Origin of the sequence: Exiguobacterium sp. R-17 (assembly GCF_049913315.1) — a bacterium.
Classification (GTDB): Bacteria; Bacillota; Bacilli; order Exiguobacteriales; family Exiguobacteriaceae; genus Exiguobacterium_A.
The window spans coordinates 152501-167295 of record NZ_CP184372.1 but is presented as its reverse complement, the minus strand read 5'-3'; the positions used below and the strand labels follow the sequence as shown (position 1 = coordinate 167295).

Here is a 14795-nt window from a genome sequence, read left to right as displayed (position 1 = left end):
CTCATTTCTCTAAGTATAGAGGTTTCTTCCAAGACATGGGTGAATCAATACCCGTCCGATATGCTTGTCATCTGTAATTCCTGCTCGATAAGCATGATGTTCTCCTCAAAGAACACCCGGTGCTCTTCTAGTCCACGTTTGATGCACCAGCCGACGGCCGTGAGTGCTTCCCACAAACGATAGTATGCTAGATACGTCTCAATCGGCACGTCTGGGTGTAATGTCGCGTATCCTTCTTGAAATGCCGTGACGTAAATGGAACCGAACGTATTGAGATTACGGACGATCTTCGTGAAGTCCATCTCGACGGCCCCGTAGCGGGTCGTCTCGAAATCGATCACCCCTGTGACTTGATCACCTACCGTCAGTAAATTTGCTAGGCGGAAGTCACAATGTGTGGCAACGGGACGTGAAGGCTCCGGTAACGACTGTTCTCGTCTGACTAACTCTGTTTGGATGTTCTCTAAAAAACTGGGATCGAGTTCGGTCGTGATGAACGGCATGAATCCATCGAGTTTTTCATTCCGGAAGCGTCGCCAGTCCTGAACTGGATAGGCATAAAATCCATCTTCCGTATACTCGCCGTAATCTTCTCCTGTACACGTATGCAGCATTGCGAGCGTTCGACCAATTTCGTACGCCAATTTTTTATTCATCGTGATCGGTGCCTGTCCCGCTAAGGCAGCAAGCACGAACGCCCCGGTCGTCTGCCCGGGAGCTGCTTCAGCTAAGATGTGTGGTACGGGTACAAGCCCTTCTAGTGCATGAATCCAGCCACGTTCCCGGTACCACTTTTCAGCCGTATACGGGCGCTTCAAGAAGACGACCTGACCATCCGTTAGGACGAGACGATCGACTTCAGAACTATACGATTCGTCGACAGTCGCGCATGCTGCGACGTCGAGTTGAAAATGTTCAATCCATTCGTCTCGCGTCATTCCGTCGTTCCCACTATTTTCTGTAGCGTTTCACCTGGTAGACCGTCAATCGGTCCAACATAGGTCGATTCAAAACCTAATCCGATCAAAATACGGCGCGACGCTTCATGTGCTGGATCAATCGTCGCCGTGACGACCTGTAGCTCTTCTTCTGTCGCTAACTGTAAGAGACGCTCTGCAATGGCTGTGCCGTATCCGCGTCCCCACTGATCGGGTAGTAGCATGTAACCGAGCTCTGCTTCGAACGGTTGCGTTTGACTCCGGGTCATGTGCCCGATTCCAATCCATGTCTCTTCGGTATAAATCAGATACGATCCGAGTCGGTCGTGCTGCTGTTGTTCAAGGATTCGCTCAAAGCGTTGTTTCGTTTCCGTATCTGTTAATGCCTGTTCCGTGATGTAACGCATGACACGTTCATCTTGGACGAGCGTCGCGTAGCGATCGTAATCGGACGCTGTCATTTTTCGTAATTCAATCATCTTATTCTCCTCTTCATGTCCGGTAGTCATTGTGGGTTGGGGTGAAGACATCTTCCGTTGACGGACGAACGATCGAAAAGTGTTCGACGTTATAATGACCGTGCAAGACTTGATTGTGGTGGGCAATCATTTGCTCCGGCGTCAATACATCAGAACCGTTCGTCGTATGTCCATCGGCAACGAGTGTGACATCAAAACCATGTACTGTCGCACTGCGTACCGCAGTATCGATGCAGTGTTCCGTCTTACAACCTAAGACGATTAGATGTTCAATCGATGCTTGGCGTAGATGATCGAGCAATGGGGTACCATGAAACGCATTCGTCGCTGCTTTATCAAACGTGACACTGGACGCTGGAACGGGAATCGAATCATGGACTGCAAAACCGGGTCCTGTTCCGCCAGCGACATCTAGATCCCGAATAAAGACGACTGGGATGTTCCGTTCGTCTGCTTCGAGTACGACCGCTTCGATGACGTGCGCAACTTGTTCCTTTAAGTATACCGGACGTTCTTCGGTGTTTCCGTCAACGAGTTCCTGTTGAAAATCAATCACTAGGACCGCTTGTTTCATCGTCATGTTCCTCCTTGTAAAATCGACTGCTTGTTTCCTTCCCGCTCATCTGAATGATTTCCTGCTCCTGACGGGCGCGAAACTTTTTAGCTATTGGATTCGTTAAGAAGAAAGAAAGGATGTGTCTGGATGATTTGGTTTGGCGTCATCTTCTTATGTGTGCTTCTCGTCAATCTGACACTGGAGAAACTGATCATGAACCGGACGATGACAGGTCGCTGGTTCGTACGCAACTTACTCATTTGTCTCGGGATCACTCTATTACTTTTCGGAATCGAACGTTATATCCTATCCGGTCTGTAAAAAAAGCAGGTAGCGATTTTTCGCTACCTGCTTTTTTATTTAATAGACTTCGTAATTTTGTCCCGTCTGCGCCCCTTCGACACTTTTTTCGAACGCCGTCGCGACACGTAACGCCGGGACGGCTTCAAAACCACGGAAGAAGGGTCCGTACTTCTCGAGCGACTCAATCAGTACGTTCGGACTGACGCTGTTGATTCGAATGCCTCGTGGCATCTCGATCGCTGCTGCATGAACGAACGCTTTGACCCCACCGTTCGCAAGCGCTGCGGATGCGCCTTGGCGAATCGGATCGTCCATCATGATGCCAGTCGTCAGCGTAAAGCTTCCTCCGTCTCGTACTGACTGTAAACCAAGTAGGACCAGATTAACCTGACCTTTTAGTTTACTGTCGATTCCGATTTGATTAAGCTCCGGTGTTAAGTCCGTCAATGGACCAAAATGAGCGCCACCTGTAGCACTGATGACGGCATCAACAGAACCGACTGCTTCATACATCGCCCGAATGCTTTCCTCTGATGTGATGTCGACTTGCACATCCGCTCCGCTTCGCCCAGCACGAATGATTTCATGTCGCTCACTCAACTGTTCGACAACTGCCTGACCAATCGTTCCGCTTGCTCCTACTACTAAAATTCGCATGATCCCTTCCCCTTTCGCGTGTCGCTTACCTATATAGCCTACTGCACAGCAGATGATGGTTTCAAGGAATCTACCGGATGCGTCTTCAAGAAGACGAGGATTTCTTCGAACAGACGCTGTTTGTCCCGATCGAGCGTCAGTAAATGTTTACTGTTCGGAAGAAGAACCTTTTTCTGATCTCGGCTCGACACCGTCGTTTCGATTCGCTCGAGACTGGCATGATAGACCGCATCATCTAAGGCGCCAAGGAATAGAGCGATGGGCTGTGTGATCTTCGGCAAGACGACTCCTGTGTCGAGAATGAACTGTTGCAGTGCCCGTAAATCTTTTTCCGGTCGTGGAAAATGACGGTCGACAAAATCTGCGATCCACTCCGGCGAACGATCGTCAAATTGAAAATACCGTTCCGTATAGCGACGAACGCGGTGCTCAAGTCCGGCAATCGTCCGCTCAAGAATCGGCGTCGAGAGTAAGATGAGTCCGGCACATCCTGACTGTTCTGCCAGTCGAAGTGCCATCACCCCACCGAGTGATTGTCCAATCAAAAAGATGTCTTTGTGTCCTCGATCTTGTAAAAAGGCGCATCCGTCTTGCGCGGACTGCCAGACGTCTTCGATCGTCGTCGCAAACAAGCGCTCCGGCGATTCGCCGTGCCCGGCGTAATTGGGCGCGTAACAGGTATACCCGGCTACATGTAAAAAGCGAGCGAGCCCCCGCATCTCATTCGCACTACCAGTAAAACTATGTAACAGCAAAACAGCAGGTCCGGGTCCTTCTAAGTACAGATCCTTTGATTTCGTGATCATGGGCGCACCTCCTTTTTATCTCTTTAAACTTCCTCTACCGAAGTATTCTCCCGTAACGATTTTATAATCTGAAAGCCTGGGTAGTCCGCTTCAGATCGTCGTTCGCCAGAGCGGTAATAAGCATTCCAGTAACTGATCATCCGGTCTTCGATCCGCTTCATGTATGCTGGATCATCCTCGACGAACCGCCGCTTCACTTCCAGATCCCATTGCTCGATTGCGGGTACGATGATGTCGACGATTTCACGGACGTACTCACTAGCAAGTTCGATGAGATAGGCGAGAACCCATCCGTCGTGTGAATGGTTTTTAAGTAACTGCTGAAGATAATGCTCACGAACATGACCATCATGGTGACGGGTATAAAGGCAGTATAAAATCGTCTGCTGAGTCGGCGTTAGTTGCTTGATCCGCTCGGGCGCAACTTCTGGCACATATACGCGAATCGGAAGCTGTATGTGTTCCTGCTCTGTATTTACTTCGATCGCCCCGGGTGATAAACGCGTCCAAGCAAACGGTAGACACGCTTGGACGATTCGGACGTCCTGTTCATATCGTTTAGGAAATGCGGCGATCCAGCGATTCATCTTGTTGTCCTCCTATATAAAAAACTCCAAACGGCAGACACTTTCGCGCCTATCGTTTGGAGTCGATTTATTTTCTTATTCAACCGTTACTGACTTCGCCAAGTTACGTGGCTTATCGACGTCACAGTCGCGACCGAGTGCCGCGTAGTATGAAATCAATTGAAGTGGCAAGACAGACAAGAGCGGTGACAAGAGTGGCTCGACTGCTGGGATGACGAAGGCATCCGTCGGCAATTCAAGACCTTCTGCTGCGATGACACACGCGTTTGCACCACGCGCGACGACTTCCTTGACGTTCCCACGGTTGTTGAGGTGAACGTGTGGTTGTGTCACGAGTGCGATGACCGGTGTGTTATCTTCGATCAAAGCGATCGGACCGTGCTTGAGCTCTCCACCCGCATATCCTTCTGCTTGGATATATGAGATCTCTTTGAGTTTCAATGCACCTTCCATCCCGACGTATGCATCTTGTCCGCGACCGATGAAGAACGCGTTACGTGATTCAGACAAGTACTCTGTCGCGATTTCTTGGAAACGATCTTTTTGAGACATGACCGATTCCATCGCACTTGAGATTTTACCGAGTTCCTTCATGAGATCGAAGTTGACAGCAACCCCTTTCGCTTGAGCGAGGTCAAACGCAAGAACAGCGAGGACAGCGATTTGAGCTGTATACGCTTTTGTTGAAGCAACGGCGATTTCTGGACCCGCGTGGAGCAACAACGTTGCGTTCGCCTCACGTGACAATGTTGATCCTGGAACGTTCGTGATCGTCAGTGCCGGGTGACCAAGTTTCTTCGCTTCAACGAGAACCGCACGGCTATCCGCTGTTTCACCTGATTGTGAAAGGAAGAGGAAGAGTGGTTTCTCTGTCAATAATGGCATGTTGTATCCGAACTCAGAAGAGATGTGCACTTCTGTCGGGATGCCTGCGATTTGTTCAATCAACTGTTTCCCAATCAAACCAGCATGATAGCTTGTTCCGCAACCGATGATGTAGACACGGTCACGACCGAGTACGAGATCACGGACCGATTGGTCGAGTGTGATGTCGCCTGCTTCATTTTGATATTGTTGAACGATGTTCCGGATGACAGCTGGTTGCTCATCCATCTCTTTGAGCATGTAGTGCGCATACGTTCCTTTTTCGATATCTGATGCATCGATTTCAGCCGTATATGCTTCACGCTCTTGAACGTTACCGTCGAGATCTTGAATCGTAACGCTATCACGCGTCAAGATGATCATCTCACCGTCATGCAGCTCAACGAATTGATCCGTTACTTGTAACATTGCCATTGCGTCTGATGCGACGACGTTGAACGTCCCGTCACCGAGACCAACGAGAAGTGGTGATTTGTTTTTCGCAATGTACAAAACGTCTGGATTTTCAGCATCGATCAATGCGAGGGCATACGAACCGTGCAAGACGCGGAGTGTTTGACGGAATGCTTCCGCGACATCACCTGTCTCGTTGAAGTTCTTTTCGATCATCTGAACGATGACTTCTGTATCCGTGTCGCTGAGGAGATCGACATTCAATTCTGCCTTCAACTGCTCATCGTTCTCGATGACACCGTTGTGCACGAGTGTGAAACGTGTTGACGCACTTTGGTGCGGGTGCGCGTTTGGTACGCTTGGGACACCGTGTGTCGCCCAGCGTGTGTGTCCGATTCCGACTGTGCCGTCTGCATCTGCAGGAACGACTTCGCGTAGCGCAGCAATCCGGCCTACTTCTTTGTGGACTTGGACGCCGTCGTTGACGAACGCAAGACCTGCCGAGTCATAGCCGCGGTACTCGAGCTTCTCGAGACCTTTTAATAAAATTTCTTTCGTGTTGACCTGTCCAATCATACCTACGATTCCGCACATGTTACATCTCTCCATTTACAAGTATTTCCCTGAAGAGGAAACGGCTCTTGTTGAGAGGATCCCGATCGGTCTGTTTGTCCGCCCAATCACTTGGACGATTTCAGAACGATTTACGGTATGGATCTGGTACCGGGAGGCATCCGCCGAATCATTCGATAAACCTCCACCTCGTCAGCTTTCGTCCTACGGAGAAAGCCCTGGCGCTTCTTGTTTCTGTCCGACCCCGTTTCTGTCCGACTTCACCATCATACGAACTTTAATCTGAAAAAGCAAGAAAGGTAACGTATTTGTAACTATTCCCGATATTTTTCTATTCAATACGCATAATCCCTATTTTTTGTAAAAATATCAATTTGTTTTTCTAAAATAATTGTAAAAAAGAAGCAGAGCAATCGCTCTGCTTCGGGCTGCTTAGTTTTCTTGTAACGCGTAGTTCTCACGAACGACGTTCGCGATCCGCTCGACGTATGCATCACACGCTTCTTGTGTCGGGGCTTCTGCCATGACACGAACGAGTGGTTCTGTTCCTGACGCACGAACGAGAATACGTCCGTTGCCTGCCATCTCTGCTTCGACTTCTGCAATGATCGCTTGCACGGCAGGACCGCTCATTGCACCATTTTTGTCTGAGACACGGATGTTAACGAGACGTTGTGGGAAGATCGGCATCTCAGCTGCGAGTTCCGATAACTTTTTCCCTGTCGCTTTCATGATTTGCAACAACTGGACGCCTGACAACATGCCGTCCCCTGTCGTTGAGTAATCCATGAAGATGATATGCCCCGACTGTTCACCACCGAGCGTGTAGTCGTTCTTACGCATTTCTTCGACGACATAACGGTCACCGACTGCTGTCTGAAGTGCCGTCATCCCGTTTTCTTCAACAGTTTTATGGAAGCCGAGGTTACTCATGACCGTTGCAACGATCGTGTTGTCTTTCAGACGCCCAAGTTCATTCAAGTATTTTCCGCAAATGAACATGATTTTATCGCCATCGACGATATCACCGTTCTCATCGACTGCAATCAAGCGGTCGCCGTCTCCATCAAACGATAAACCAACATCTGCGCCTTTTTCCTTAACGAAGGCAGCGAGATGTTCTGGGTGTGTCGAACCGACACCATCATTGATGTTGAGTCCGTTCGGAGTTGTACCGATCGTCGATACTTCTGCTTCCAAGTCACCGAATAGACGTGGTGCGAGGCTTGACGTCGCACCGTGTGCGCCGTCGATCGCGACATGGATGCCTGAGAAATCTTCATCCGATGTCTGGCGAAGCATATGAAGATATTTTTGTGCACCTTCGTAGTAATCGTGAACGAAACCGAGCTCTTTTCCAGCTGGACGTGGTAATGTATCTTCTGCTTCATCGAGCAATGCTTCGATTTCAAGCTCAGTTGCGTCATCGAGCTTGAAGCCATCTGAACCGAAGAACTTGATTCCGTTATCTTCAACTGGATTGTGCGATGCAGAAATCATGACTCCCGCTGTGGCATCCATCGTTTTTGTCAGATAAGCGACACCCGGTGTCGAGATGACACCAAGACGCATGACTTCTGCACCGATTGATAAAAGACCAGCGATGAGTGCGTTCTCAAGCATTTGACCAGAAACACGTGTATCGCGTCCAATCAAGACTTTTGGTCGTGTGCTTTCGTGTTTCGTCAACACGTAACCACCTGTTCGACCGAGGCGATATGCTAGTTCCGGTGTCAATTCTACGTTTGCGACGCCGCGTACGCCGTCAGTTCCAAAATACTTACCCATGTGTTATTTCCTCATTTCACTAATTTGTTTTAATTGGTCGGAACGGATGTCCTCGGAACAGCTTTTAGCGTGACATCCATATTATCCGGACGCAGGACATCAAAGGCTTTTGACGTCTGATACGAAATCGGCAATCCGTGCGTTCCTTCTTTTAGTCCCGTCACATCGATGACCGCTTTGATATCCGTCGCATCGATCGATGCTAAATCAGATTCTTTCCCACGGACAACGACATCAATCGTTTGGTTGTAATCAATCGTATACTTCGATTCATCAAACCCATTTAACGTGACCGTCACACCGGGAATTGTTTTCTCCGCTCGATCCTCGACGGTTTCCGTCGTCGACTTCGCATTTTCCTTTTCGACAACGATATTGACGGTGACCTGTGTCGGATCCATCGCTGTCGCATTTTCCGGTTCAACAAGTTTGACGGTTTTTTCTGTCGTCTTCGTCAATCCTTTGAGCGAGACTGCTTCCGTATCAACAGAACCGATACGCTCTAACTCTTCTTTTGTTCCATATAGACGAGCTTCCGTCGTAACGGGAACGATCTTGACGACGGTATATCCTTTTTTGACGTCATCTTTTGTCTGCACATTGATCGGTACCGTCTTACTTTCCTTATAGATCGGTACTGTGATTTCTAGTTGCTCCGGTTGATAAGATGCATTGATCGTATTCCCGTTCGCATCAGTCGCTTTGGCATTGAACGTCTCTTTGAACGTCTCTGCCCGACCAGTTACATCGATCGGTACTTGGATCGCTGAAATCGCCTGTAACTTCTCTGCGCCTCCCGTAACTTCAACGGTTTGTTGATTCGGTTGCGCTTCCCCAGCGACATATCCTTCAGCGATTTTGTTTTTATTGAGTAAGGCGACTTGTACCGGTACTTCCTTTGTAATCTTCTTATCGAGGAAGACTTCAATCGTCTCCTGTTTTGGCGTCACCTCGACATCTTTTCCGAAGCCAGTTGCTGTGACACGGACACGATGATAGCCAGGGTCAAGTCCTTTTAAATCAATCGATAACCCAAAATCCTGAACAAGCCGAAGCATCGTCAAGCTACTCGATGGACCTTTAACGGTTACCTCCATCGTATTTGGAATATTATAGGCGACCCACTGCGATTCATCATACTGGACCGTGACCGGCACGTCAAATTTCGTCGAACCTTGACCTGCGATCGGCAACAGACTAGCGGCGTCACTCTTTCCTGTCGTATTCGAACCTGCCACCATCAAATACAACATGACGGCTAAGACGACCGCAACAATGCGTAAAAACCATCGTTCATTGAACCATTTTTCGAACATTATTTTTTCGCCCCCATCCAGTTCAAGAAGGAAGTATTCGTCTGTTCGACCTTAACGATCGTCTCAAGCAACTTCGTCCGTAAGGATTCTTCATCGAGTTCCCGGTACAGACGTCCATTGATGGCGAGTGAGACACCACCCGTTTCTTCCGAGACGACGAGCGTAACACTATCCGTTACTTCACTGACACCGATTGCAGCGCGGTGACGTGTTCCAAGCTCTTTTGAGATATGTGCACTTTCTGACAACGGTAAGTAACAAGCGGCGGCTGCTAACTTGCCTTGCTGGACGATGACGGCACCATCATGTAATGGTGTATTCGGAATGAATAAGTTGATCAGCAACTGACTCGTGATTTGTGAACCAAGCGGAATGCCCGTCTCTACGTATTCACTCAGTCCTGTCTCACGTTCAATCGTCACGAGTGCCCCGATACGGCGTTTTGACATGTACTGGGCAGACGATACGAGCGCATCGACGATTCGAACTTGTTCATCTTCATCACTGATCGCACTACGTGAGAAGAATTTACTCGTTCGTCCTAAATGTTCCAGTCCACGCCGGAGTTCGGGTTGGAAGATGATGATGATCCCCAGTAACCCATAGGTGATAATTTGATTGAGTAAGAATTGAAGTGTTTTGAGTCCAAAAAAGCCACTCAGGAACCAACTGATCAAAATGACCGAAATCCCTTTAATGAGCTGGACCGCTTTTGTTCCTTTGACGATGATCATGAGACGGTAAATAACGAACGTCACAACCGCGATATCAATCACATCATTAATATAATCGTACCAATGTACGTTTTCTCCCAGTTTCAACAATTGAAATTGAAGTGGTTGCCAGCTGAAGTAATTCACCAACCGTGCCCCCTAACTCATCTGATTTAAACAGTTTCCATTATAGCACAAAGGGACGAGTTCGACTCGTCCCATCTGATTATTGAAATAGACGTTTGATTCCGTACCAAACGCGTTCGAATAATTGATCAATTTCCTTGATTTCTCCGGTCACGCTACCGGCACTCGCCGTGTAAGCTTTCCCGTCAACGGTCATGACGTCGCCATTAACTTTCCCTTCGATTCGGACGTTCCCGCCCTCAACATAGAGATCTTGATCGACCGTGACGCCTTTTGGCACGACGACCTCACCATTTTGAGCGACGATGCCTGGTGCATTCGTATAAGATAAGTCATGTTCTTCCTGTGCCATATAACCACCAAGGCTACCGACCGACAAGAGTAAGAAAACAGCCGCTGCCGCGAGCAATGGGTATTGCTTCATCTTCCCTCCAAAACGGGACGGTTGCGGTTGGTGCAGTAAGGCAGCGCTCGGCGTATCCACCTGGTCGGGCAATTGTGCCAGCACGCGGGATGTAAAATCTGCCGATAATTTAGGCGCTGGAAGTTGACGCAGCCGAGCATCAAGGAGCCGATACTCTTCGAACTCGTCCATCGCGTCCGCTTCCCGTAACTCTGCTTCCAATCGCTCGAATTCCTCAGGTGGTTGGTTTTGATCTAAATAATCCTGAATCCGTTCATGTACATGCTCTCGTGACATGGTGAGTTCCTCCTTCTCATCGTTTGGCAAAATGCTTCTTCAGCGCTTCCCGTCCACGATGAATTCTAGTTTTGACAGTAGCGACAGGTAATTCGATCATTTCACTGATTTCCTTTAGTGAAAGATCCTCTATATATTTCAGGACGAGTGGGACGCGGTATTTTTCTGGTAAAGCTGCAATCGCATCCCCGACTTCACTTCGTTGCTCGTTATCGACCACTTGGTCCTCCGGCAAGGTGTCCTTGCTCTCGAGTTGTGAATACAATGTCAGTCCTTCAGTACCTGACATCTCAGCATCAAGAGAATAGTCAGGTTTCTTTTTCCGTAATCGGTCAATCGATACGTTCGTGACGATTCGGTACAACCAAGTCCGGAACTTCCATTGTGCATTATACGAATCAATCTTCGTAAATACACGGATGAAGGCTTCTTGTGTCGCATCCTCCGCTTCCATTCGATCGCGCAAGACGCGGAAAGCCACAAGAAAGGCACCTTCCTTATATAGATCAACAAGTGCCGCAAAAGCATCGCGGTCTCCCTGTTTCACTCGCTCAATTAAGCGCAGTGTCGTTTCTTCCACTTTGAATACCCCCCGCTCTATGCGGTCAATCTCTTATACGAAGTCGACCGATAAATGTTTCATCTCCTTTTAAATTGTAACAAAAAAAACTTGAACCCCGATGAAAAGAGTTCAAGTTTCATCCATTATTTTACTAAGCGATGTGTTTCCATTGCCAAAAGTAGATCTCCGATCAGTTCATTCGCAAGTTCTGCTGTTCCGTTTCCTTCTTCAAGTAACGGATTCACTTCAACGAATTCAGCTGCAATGAAGTCTTCTGCTACCGCACAATGCTTTAATACAGTCTTCGCATCTTCTAAGAAGATACCATCGGCGACACGTGTTCCTGTACCGACGACGAGTGAGGGATCGAGACCATCCATATCGAAACTAAGATAGAACGCATCCGTTGTTTCCTTCAAATAGGCAATCGCTTCTTCCATGATCGCGTCCATTCCCCGTGTTCGGATCGCTTCCATATCATACACACGAATACCAAGACGATCAATCAGTTCTTGTTCGCCTGGATCAACGTCACGTAATCCGATGAAGACGAGATGTTCCGGTTGCAATTTAACGTCTGTTCCTCCTACTTCCGTTAAACGCTGATGTCCTTCCCCAAGGGCTACAGCGAGCGGCATACCGTGGATGTTGCCAGACGGTGATGTTTCCGGTGTATTCAAGTCACCGTGTGCATCGAACCAGATGACGCCAAGACGTGGTACAGTCTGACGTAACCCCGCAATCGTTCCGATCGCCATGCTGTGATCACCACCAACTAACAACGGAAAGCGTTGCTCTGATAACGCATCGCGAACAATCAGATGCAAGTCATTCGTCGTGTGGACGACGCCTTCAAGACGCTTTAGCTTTGGATCTTCTTCTCGGACCGCATCCTCGGATAAGACAGCCGCTTCCCCGTAGCGTACTGCTTCTTGTCCCCATGCTTCGAGTGTCGCTAGTAGACCCGCTTTTTCGACAGCAGCAGGTCCGTGTTCAGTGCCCGGCTTTCCTTGTCCATAACGGTACGGTACGCTGATATACGCGATGTTCATACGATATTCCCCCTATGTCATAGTCACTTCTACATATATTGTAAGCGGTAACAAACAAGTGGTTCAACTCAACAAAAAAACGCATGAATATACAAAAAAACACCGTGAAGGGAATCACGGTGTTCTTGCGTACGTACTCTGGTTATGCTTGGCATTTCATATAAAAAAAACTTAAGACGAACGAAACTCGCTTAAGATCTTTAAATAAAATTGGTGGAGCCTAGCGGGATCGAACCGCTGACCTCCTGCGTGCAAGGCAGGCGCTCTCCCAGCTGAGCTAAGGCCCCAAAAGAAAAAGCGGAAGACGGGATTCGAACCCGCGACCCCGACCTTGGCAAGGTCGTATTCTACCACTGAACTACTTCCGCAAGAAATGAGCCATGCAGGATTCGAACCTGCGACCCTCTGATTAAAAGTCAGATGCTCTACCAACTGAGCTAATGGCTCGACATGGTGGGGGGGGGCGGATTCGAACCGCCGAACCCGAGGGAGCGGATTTACAGTCCGCCGCGTTTAGCCACTTCGCTACCCCCCCAGTTTGTCTAGGAAACTTATACAATTGAGAAAAAACAGTGCCGGCAACAGGAGTCGAACCCGCGACCTACTGATTACAAGTCAGTTGCTCTACCAGCTGAGCTACACCGGCACAAAAAGTATAATGGTGACCCGTACGGGATTCGAACCCGTGTTACCGCCGTGAAAGGGCGGTGTCTTAACCGCTTGACCAACGGGCCATTGGCTCCGCAAGTAGGATTTGAACCTACGACCTACCGGTTAACAGCCGGTTGCTCTACCACTGAGCTATTGCGGAATAAATTAAATGCCTGGCAACGTCCTATCCTCACAGGGGGAAGCCCCCAACTACTTTCGGCGTTCAAGTGCTTAACTTCCGTGTTCGGCATGGGAACGGGTGTGACCACTTGGCTATCGTCACCAGACGATCGGGCTCGCGCCCTCAAAACTGAAGTCATCAACAAGCATCTGCTAGAACAAGGCCTCGACCGATTAGTATCACTCAGCTCCACATGTCGCCATGCTTCCACCCGTGACCTATCTACCTCATCGTCTCTGAGGGGTCTTTCTTGATTACTCAAAGGGAAATCTCATCTTGGAGGGGGCTTCATGCTTAGATGCTTTCAGCATTTATCCCGTCCGCACGTAGCTACCCAGCGATGCTCCTGGCGGAACAACTGGTACACCAGCGGTGCGTCCATCCCGGTCCTCTCGTACTAAGGACAGCTCTCCTCAAATTTCCTGCGCCCACGACGGATAGGGACCGAACTGTCTCACGACGTTCTGAACCCAGCTCGCGTACCGCTTTAATGGGCGAACAGCCCAACCCTTGGGACCTACTCCAGCCCCAGGATGCGATGAGCCGACATCGAGGTGCCAAACCTCCCCGTCGATGTGGACTCTTGGGGGAGATCAGCCTGTTATCCCCAGGGTAGCTTTTATCCGTTGAGCGATGGCCCTTCCATGCGGAACCACCGGATCACTAAGCCCGACTTTCGTCCCTGCTCGACTTGTAGGTCTCGCAGTCAAGCTCCCTTCTGCCTTTGCGCTCTACGAATGATTTCCAACCATTCTGAGGGAACCTTTGGGCGCCTCCGTTACTGTTTAGGAGGCGACCGCCCCAGTCAAACTACCCGCCTGACACGGTCCTCCAGCCGGATGACGGCTGCGAGTTAGAGACTCTATGCATGAAGGGCGGTATCCCAAGGGTGACTCCTCCGAAGCTGGCGCTCCGGGCTCAACGTCTCCCGCCTATCCTGTACATCATGCACAAAGCCTCAATATCAGGCTGTAGTAAAGCTCCATGGGGTCTTTCCGTCCTGTCGCGGGTAACCTGCATCTTCACAGGTACTATGATTTCACCGGGTCTCTCGTTGAGACAGTGCCCAAATCGTTACGCCTTTCGTGCGGGTCGGAACTTACCCGACAAGGAATTTCGCTACCTTAGGACCGTTATAGTTACGGCCGCCGTTTACTGGGGCTTCGGTTCAAAGCTTCGCTTGCGCTAACCCATCCCCTTAACCTTCCAGCACCGGGCAGGCGTCAGCCCCTATACGTCATCTTGCGATTTAGCAGAGACCTGTGTTTTTGCTAAACAGTCGTTTGGGCCTATTCACTGCGGCTCTACTCATGTAGAGCGTCCCTTCTCCCGAAGTTACGGGACCATTTTGCCGAGTTCCTTAACGAGAGTTATCCCGCGCGTCTTAGAATTCTCATCTCGCCTACCTGTGTCGGTTTACGGTACTGGCGCCTTCCCCCTCACTAGAGGCTTTTCTTGGCAGTGTGAAATCGTGACCTACGTCCCTACGGGACTCCGCGTCGTTCCTT

Annotated in this window: 14 protein-coding genes, 7 tRNA genes and 2 rRNA genes (1 of these 23 cut by a window edge); 1 reads left to right on the top strand and 22 read right to left on the bottom strand. The window is 49.4% G+C overall.

From position 1 onward, the window contains the following. Positions 1-44 precede the first annotated feature (44 nt). The 3 genes from ACN9MT_RS01010 to ACN9MT_RS01000 are packed head-to-tail and all read right to left on the bottom strand — an operon-like array spanning position 45 to position 1991. The gene (locus ACN9MT_RS01010) at positions 45-938 is read right to left on the bottom strand and encodes a phosphotransferase family protein (protein WP_290775518.1); all 894 of its coding nucleotides are present in this window, start codon (positions 936-938) and stop codon (positions 45-47) included. Further along, on the bottom strand, positions 935-1417 hold the full coding sequence (locus tag ACN9MT_RS01005) for a GNAT family N-acetyltransferase (protein ID WP_290776627.1): 483 nt from the start codon (positions 1415-1417) through the stop codon (positions 935-937). The genes ACN9MT_RS01010 and ACN9MT_RS01005 overlap by 4 nt, the downstream gene beginning before the upstream one ends. A 13-nt stretch (positions 1418-1430) precedes the next feature. Further along, positions 1431-1991 (bottom strand): isochorismatase family protein, encoded by a 561-nt coding sequence (locus ACN9MT_RS01000; protein WP_426272590.1) that lies wholly within the window; start codon positions 1989-1991, stop codon positions 1431-1433. A gap of 129 nt (positions 1992-2120) precedes the next feature. On the opposite strand from ACN9MT_RS01000, the gene ACN9MT_RS00995 reads away from it, so the two are divergent. Then, positions 2121-2294: a hypothetical protein gene (locus ACN9MT_RS00995; RefSeq protein WP_155960197.1), complete on the top strand. Its 174-nt coding sequence runs from the start codon at positions 2121-2123 to the stop codon at positions 2292-2294. A 39-nt stretch (positions 2295-2333) separates the two neighbouring features. On the opposite strand, the gene ACN9MT_RS00990 is transcribed toward ACN9MT_RS00995, so the two are convergent. The 19 genes from ACN9MT_RS00990 to ACN9MT_RS00900 all read right to left on the bottom strand — a co-directional run. Then, positions 2334-2933, bottom strand: coding sequence for a short chain dehydrogenase (locus ACN9MT_RS00990; protein WP_426272589.1), 600 nt, complete (start codon positions 2931-2933; stop codon positions 2334-2336). 38 nt (positions 2934-2971) lie between these two features. Continuing rightward, positions 2972-3739, bottom strand: a complete 768-nt coding sequence (locus tag ACN9MT_RS00985; RefSeq protein ID WP_426272588.1) for an alpha/beta hydrolase — start codon at positions 3737-3739, stop codon at positions 2972-2974. 23 nt (positions 3740-3762) lie between these two features. Then, positions 3763-4326: a hypothetical protein gene (locus tag ACN9MT_RS00980; RefSeq protein ID WP_426272587.1), complete on the bottom strand. Its 564-nt coding sequence runs from the start codon at positions 4324-4326 to the stop codon at positions 3763-3765. A 75-nt stretch (positions 4327-4401) separates the two neighbouring features. Beyond that, positions 4402-6198, bottom strand: a complete 1797-nt coding sequence (glmS, locus tag ACN9MT_RS00975) for a glutamine--fructose-6-phosphate transaminase (isomerizing) (protein ID WP_056064583.1) — start codon at positions 6196-6198, stop codon at positions 4402-4404. A gap of 411 nt (positions 6199-6609) precedes the next feature. Next, the gene (glmM, locus tag ACN9MT_RS00970) at positions 6610-7965 is read right to left on the bottom strand and encodes a phosphoglucosamine mutase (protein WP_029343107.1); all 1356 of its coding nucleotides are present in this window, start codon (positions 7963-7965) and stop codon (positions 6610-6612) included. Positions 7966-7994: 29 nt separating this feature from the next. After that, complete coding sequence (locus ACN9MT_RS00965) at positions 7995-9281, bottom strand: CdaR family protein (RefSeq protein WP_056064586.1); 1287 nt, start codon at positions 9279-9281, stop codon at positions 7995-7997. Next, entirely contained in the window at positions 9281-10141 is an 861-nt protein-coding gene (gene cdaA / locus ACN9MT_RS00960) for a diadenylate cyclase CdaA (RefSeq protein ID WP_056064589.1), read from the bottom strand. The genes ACN9MT_RS00965 and cdaA overlap by 1 nt, the downstream gene beginning before the upstream one ends. A gap of 79 nt (positions 10142-10220) precedes the next feature. Further along, positions 10221-10841, bottom strand: coding sequence for a hypothetical protein (locus ACN9MT_RS00955; RefSeq protein ID WP_056064592.1), 621 nt, complete (start codon positions 10839-10841; stop codon positions 10221-10223). Positions 10842-10857: 16 nt separating this feature from the next. Further along, the gene (sigW, locus tag ACN9MT_RS00950; protein WP_056064595.1) at positions 10858-11421 is read right to left on the bottom strand and encodes an RNA polymerase sigma factor SigW; all 564 of its coding nucleotides are present in this window, start codon (positions 11419-11421) and stop codon (positions 10858-10860) included. 125 nt (positions 11422-11546) lie between these two features. After that, on the bottom strand, positions 11547-12455 hold the full coding sequence (gene rocF / locus ACN9MT_RS00945; RefSeq protein WP_426272586.1) for an arginase: 909 nt from the start codon (positions 12453-12455) through the stop codon (positions 11547-11549). 211 nt (positions 12456-12666) lie between these two features. Continuing rightward, positions 12667-12742, bottom strand: a tRNA-Ala gene (locus tag ACN9MT_RS00940). 9 nt (positions 12743-12751) lie between these two features. After that, positions 12752-12823: transfer RNA gene (locus ACN9MT_RS00935), tRNA-Gly, on the bottom strand. Positions 12824-12829: 6 nt separating this feature from the next. After that, positions 12830-12902: transfer RNA gene (locus ACN9MT_RS00930), tRNA-Lys, on the bottom strand. Positions 12903-12906: 4 nt separating this feature from the next. Then, positions 12907-12990 (bottom strand) — tRNA-Tyr (locus tag ACN9MT_RS00925). A gap of 38 nt (positions 12991-13028) precedes the next feature. Next, positions 13029-13101 (bottom strand) — tRNA-Thr (locus ACN9MT_RS00920). A gap of 13 nt (positions 13102-13114) precedes the next feature. After that, positions 13115-13189: transfer RNA gene (locus ACN9MT_RS00915), tRNA-Glu, on the bottom strand. A gap of 2 nt (positions 13190-13191) precedes the next feature. Then, positions 13192-13266, bottom strand: a tRNA-Asn gene (locus ACN9MT_RS00910). A gap of 11 nt (positions 13267-13277) precedes the next feature. Beyond that, positions 13278-13393: ribosomal RNA gene (rrf, locus tag ACN9MT_RS00905) — 5S ribosomal RNA — on the bottom strand. Positions 13394-13440: 47 nt separating this feature from the next. Then, positions 13441-14795 (bottom strand): 23S ribosomal RNA (locus tag ACN9MT_RS00900); it runs 1559 nt beyond the window's last position.

Coding starts and splice junctions, on each gene's coding strand:
- glmM (WP_029343107.1), bottom strand. CDS start 7,965: ATGGGTAAGTATTTTGGAACTGACGGCGTACGCGGCGTCGCAAACGTA.
- ACN9MT_RS00995 (WP_155960197.1), top strand. CDS start 2,121: ATGATTTGGTTTGGCGTCATCTTCTTATGTGTGCTTCTCGTCAATCTG.
- ACN9MT_RS01000 (WP_426272590.1), bottom strand. CDS start 1,991: ATGAAACAAGCGGTCCTAGTGATTGATTTTCAACAGGAACTCGTTGAC.
- ACN9MT_RS00955 (WP_056064592.1), bottom strand. CDS start 10,841: ATGTCACGAGAGCATGTACATGAACGGATTCAGGATTATTTAGATCAA.
- ACN9MT_RS00990 (WP_426272589.1), bottom strand. CDS start 2,933: ATGCGAATTTTAGTAGTAGGAGCAAGCGGAACGATTGGTCAGGCAGTT.
- ACN9MT_RS00985 (WP_426272588.1), bottom strand. CDS start 3,739: ATGATCACGAAATCAAAGGATCTGTACTTAGAAGGACCCGGACCTGCT.
- ACN9MT_RS00965 (WP_056064586.1), bottom strand. CDS start 9,281: ATGTTCGAAAAATGGTTCAATGAACGATGGTTTTTACGCATTGTTGCG.
- rocF (WP_426272586.1), bottom strand. CDS start 12,455: ATGAACATCGCGTATATCAGCGTACCGTACCGTTATGGACAAGGAAAG.
- ACN9MT_RS01005 (WP_290776627.1), bottom strand. CDS start 1,417: ATGATTGAATTACGAAAAATGACAGCGTCCGATTACGATCGCTACGCG.
- ACN9MT_RS00980 (WP_426272587.1), bottom strand. CDS start 4,326: ATGAATCGCTGGATCGCCGCATTTCCTAAACGATATGAACAGGACGTC.
- ACN9MT_RS01010 (WP_290775518.1), bottom strand. CDS start 938: ATGACGCGAGACGAATGGATTGAACATTTTCAACTCGACGTCGCAGCA.
- glmS (WP_056064583.1), bottom strand. CDS start 6,198: ATGTGCGGAATCGTAGGTATGATTGGACAGGTCAACACGAAAGAAATT.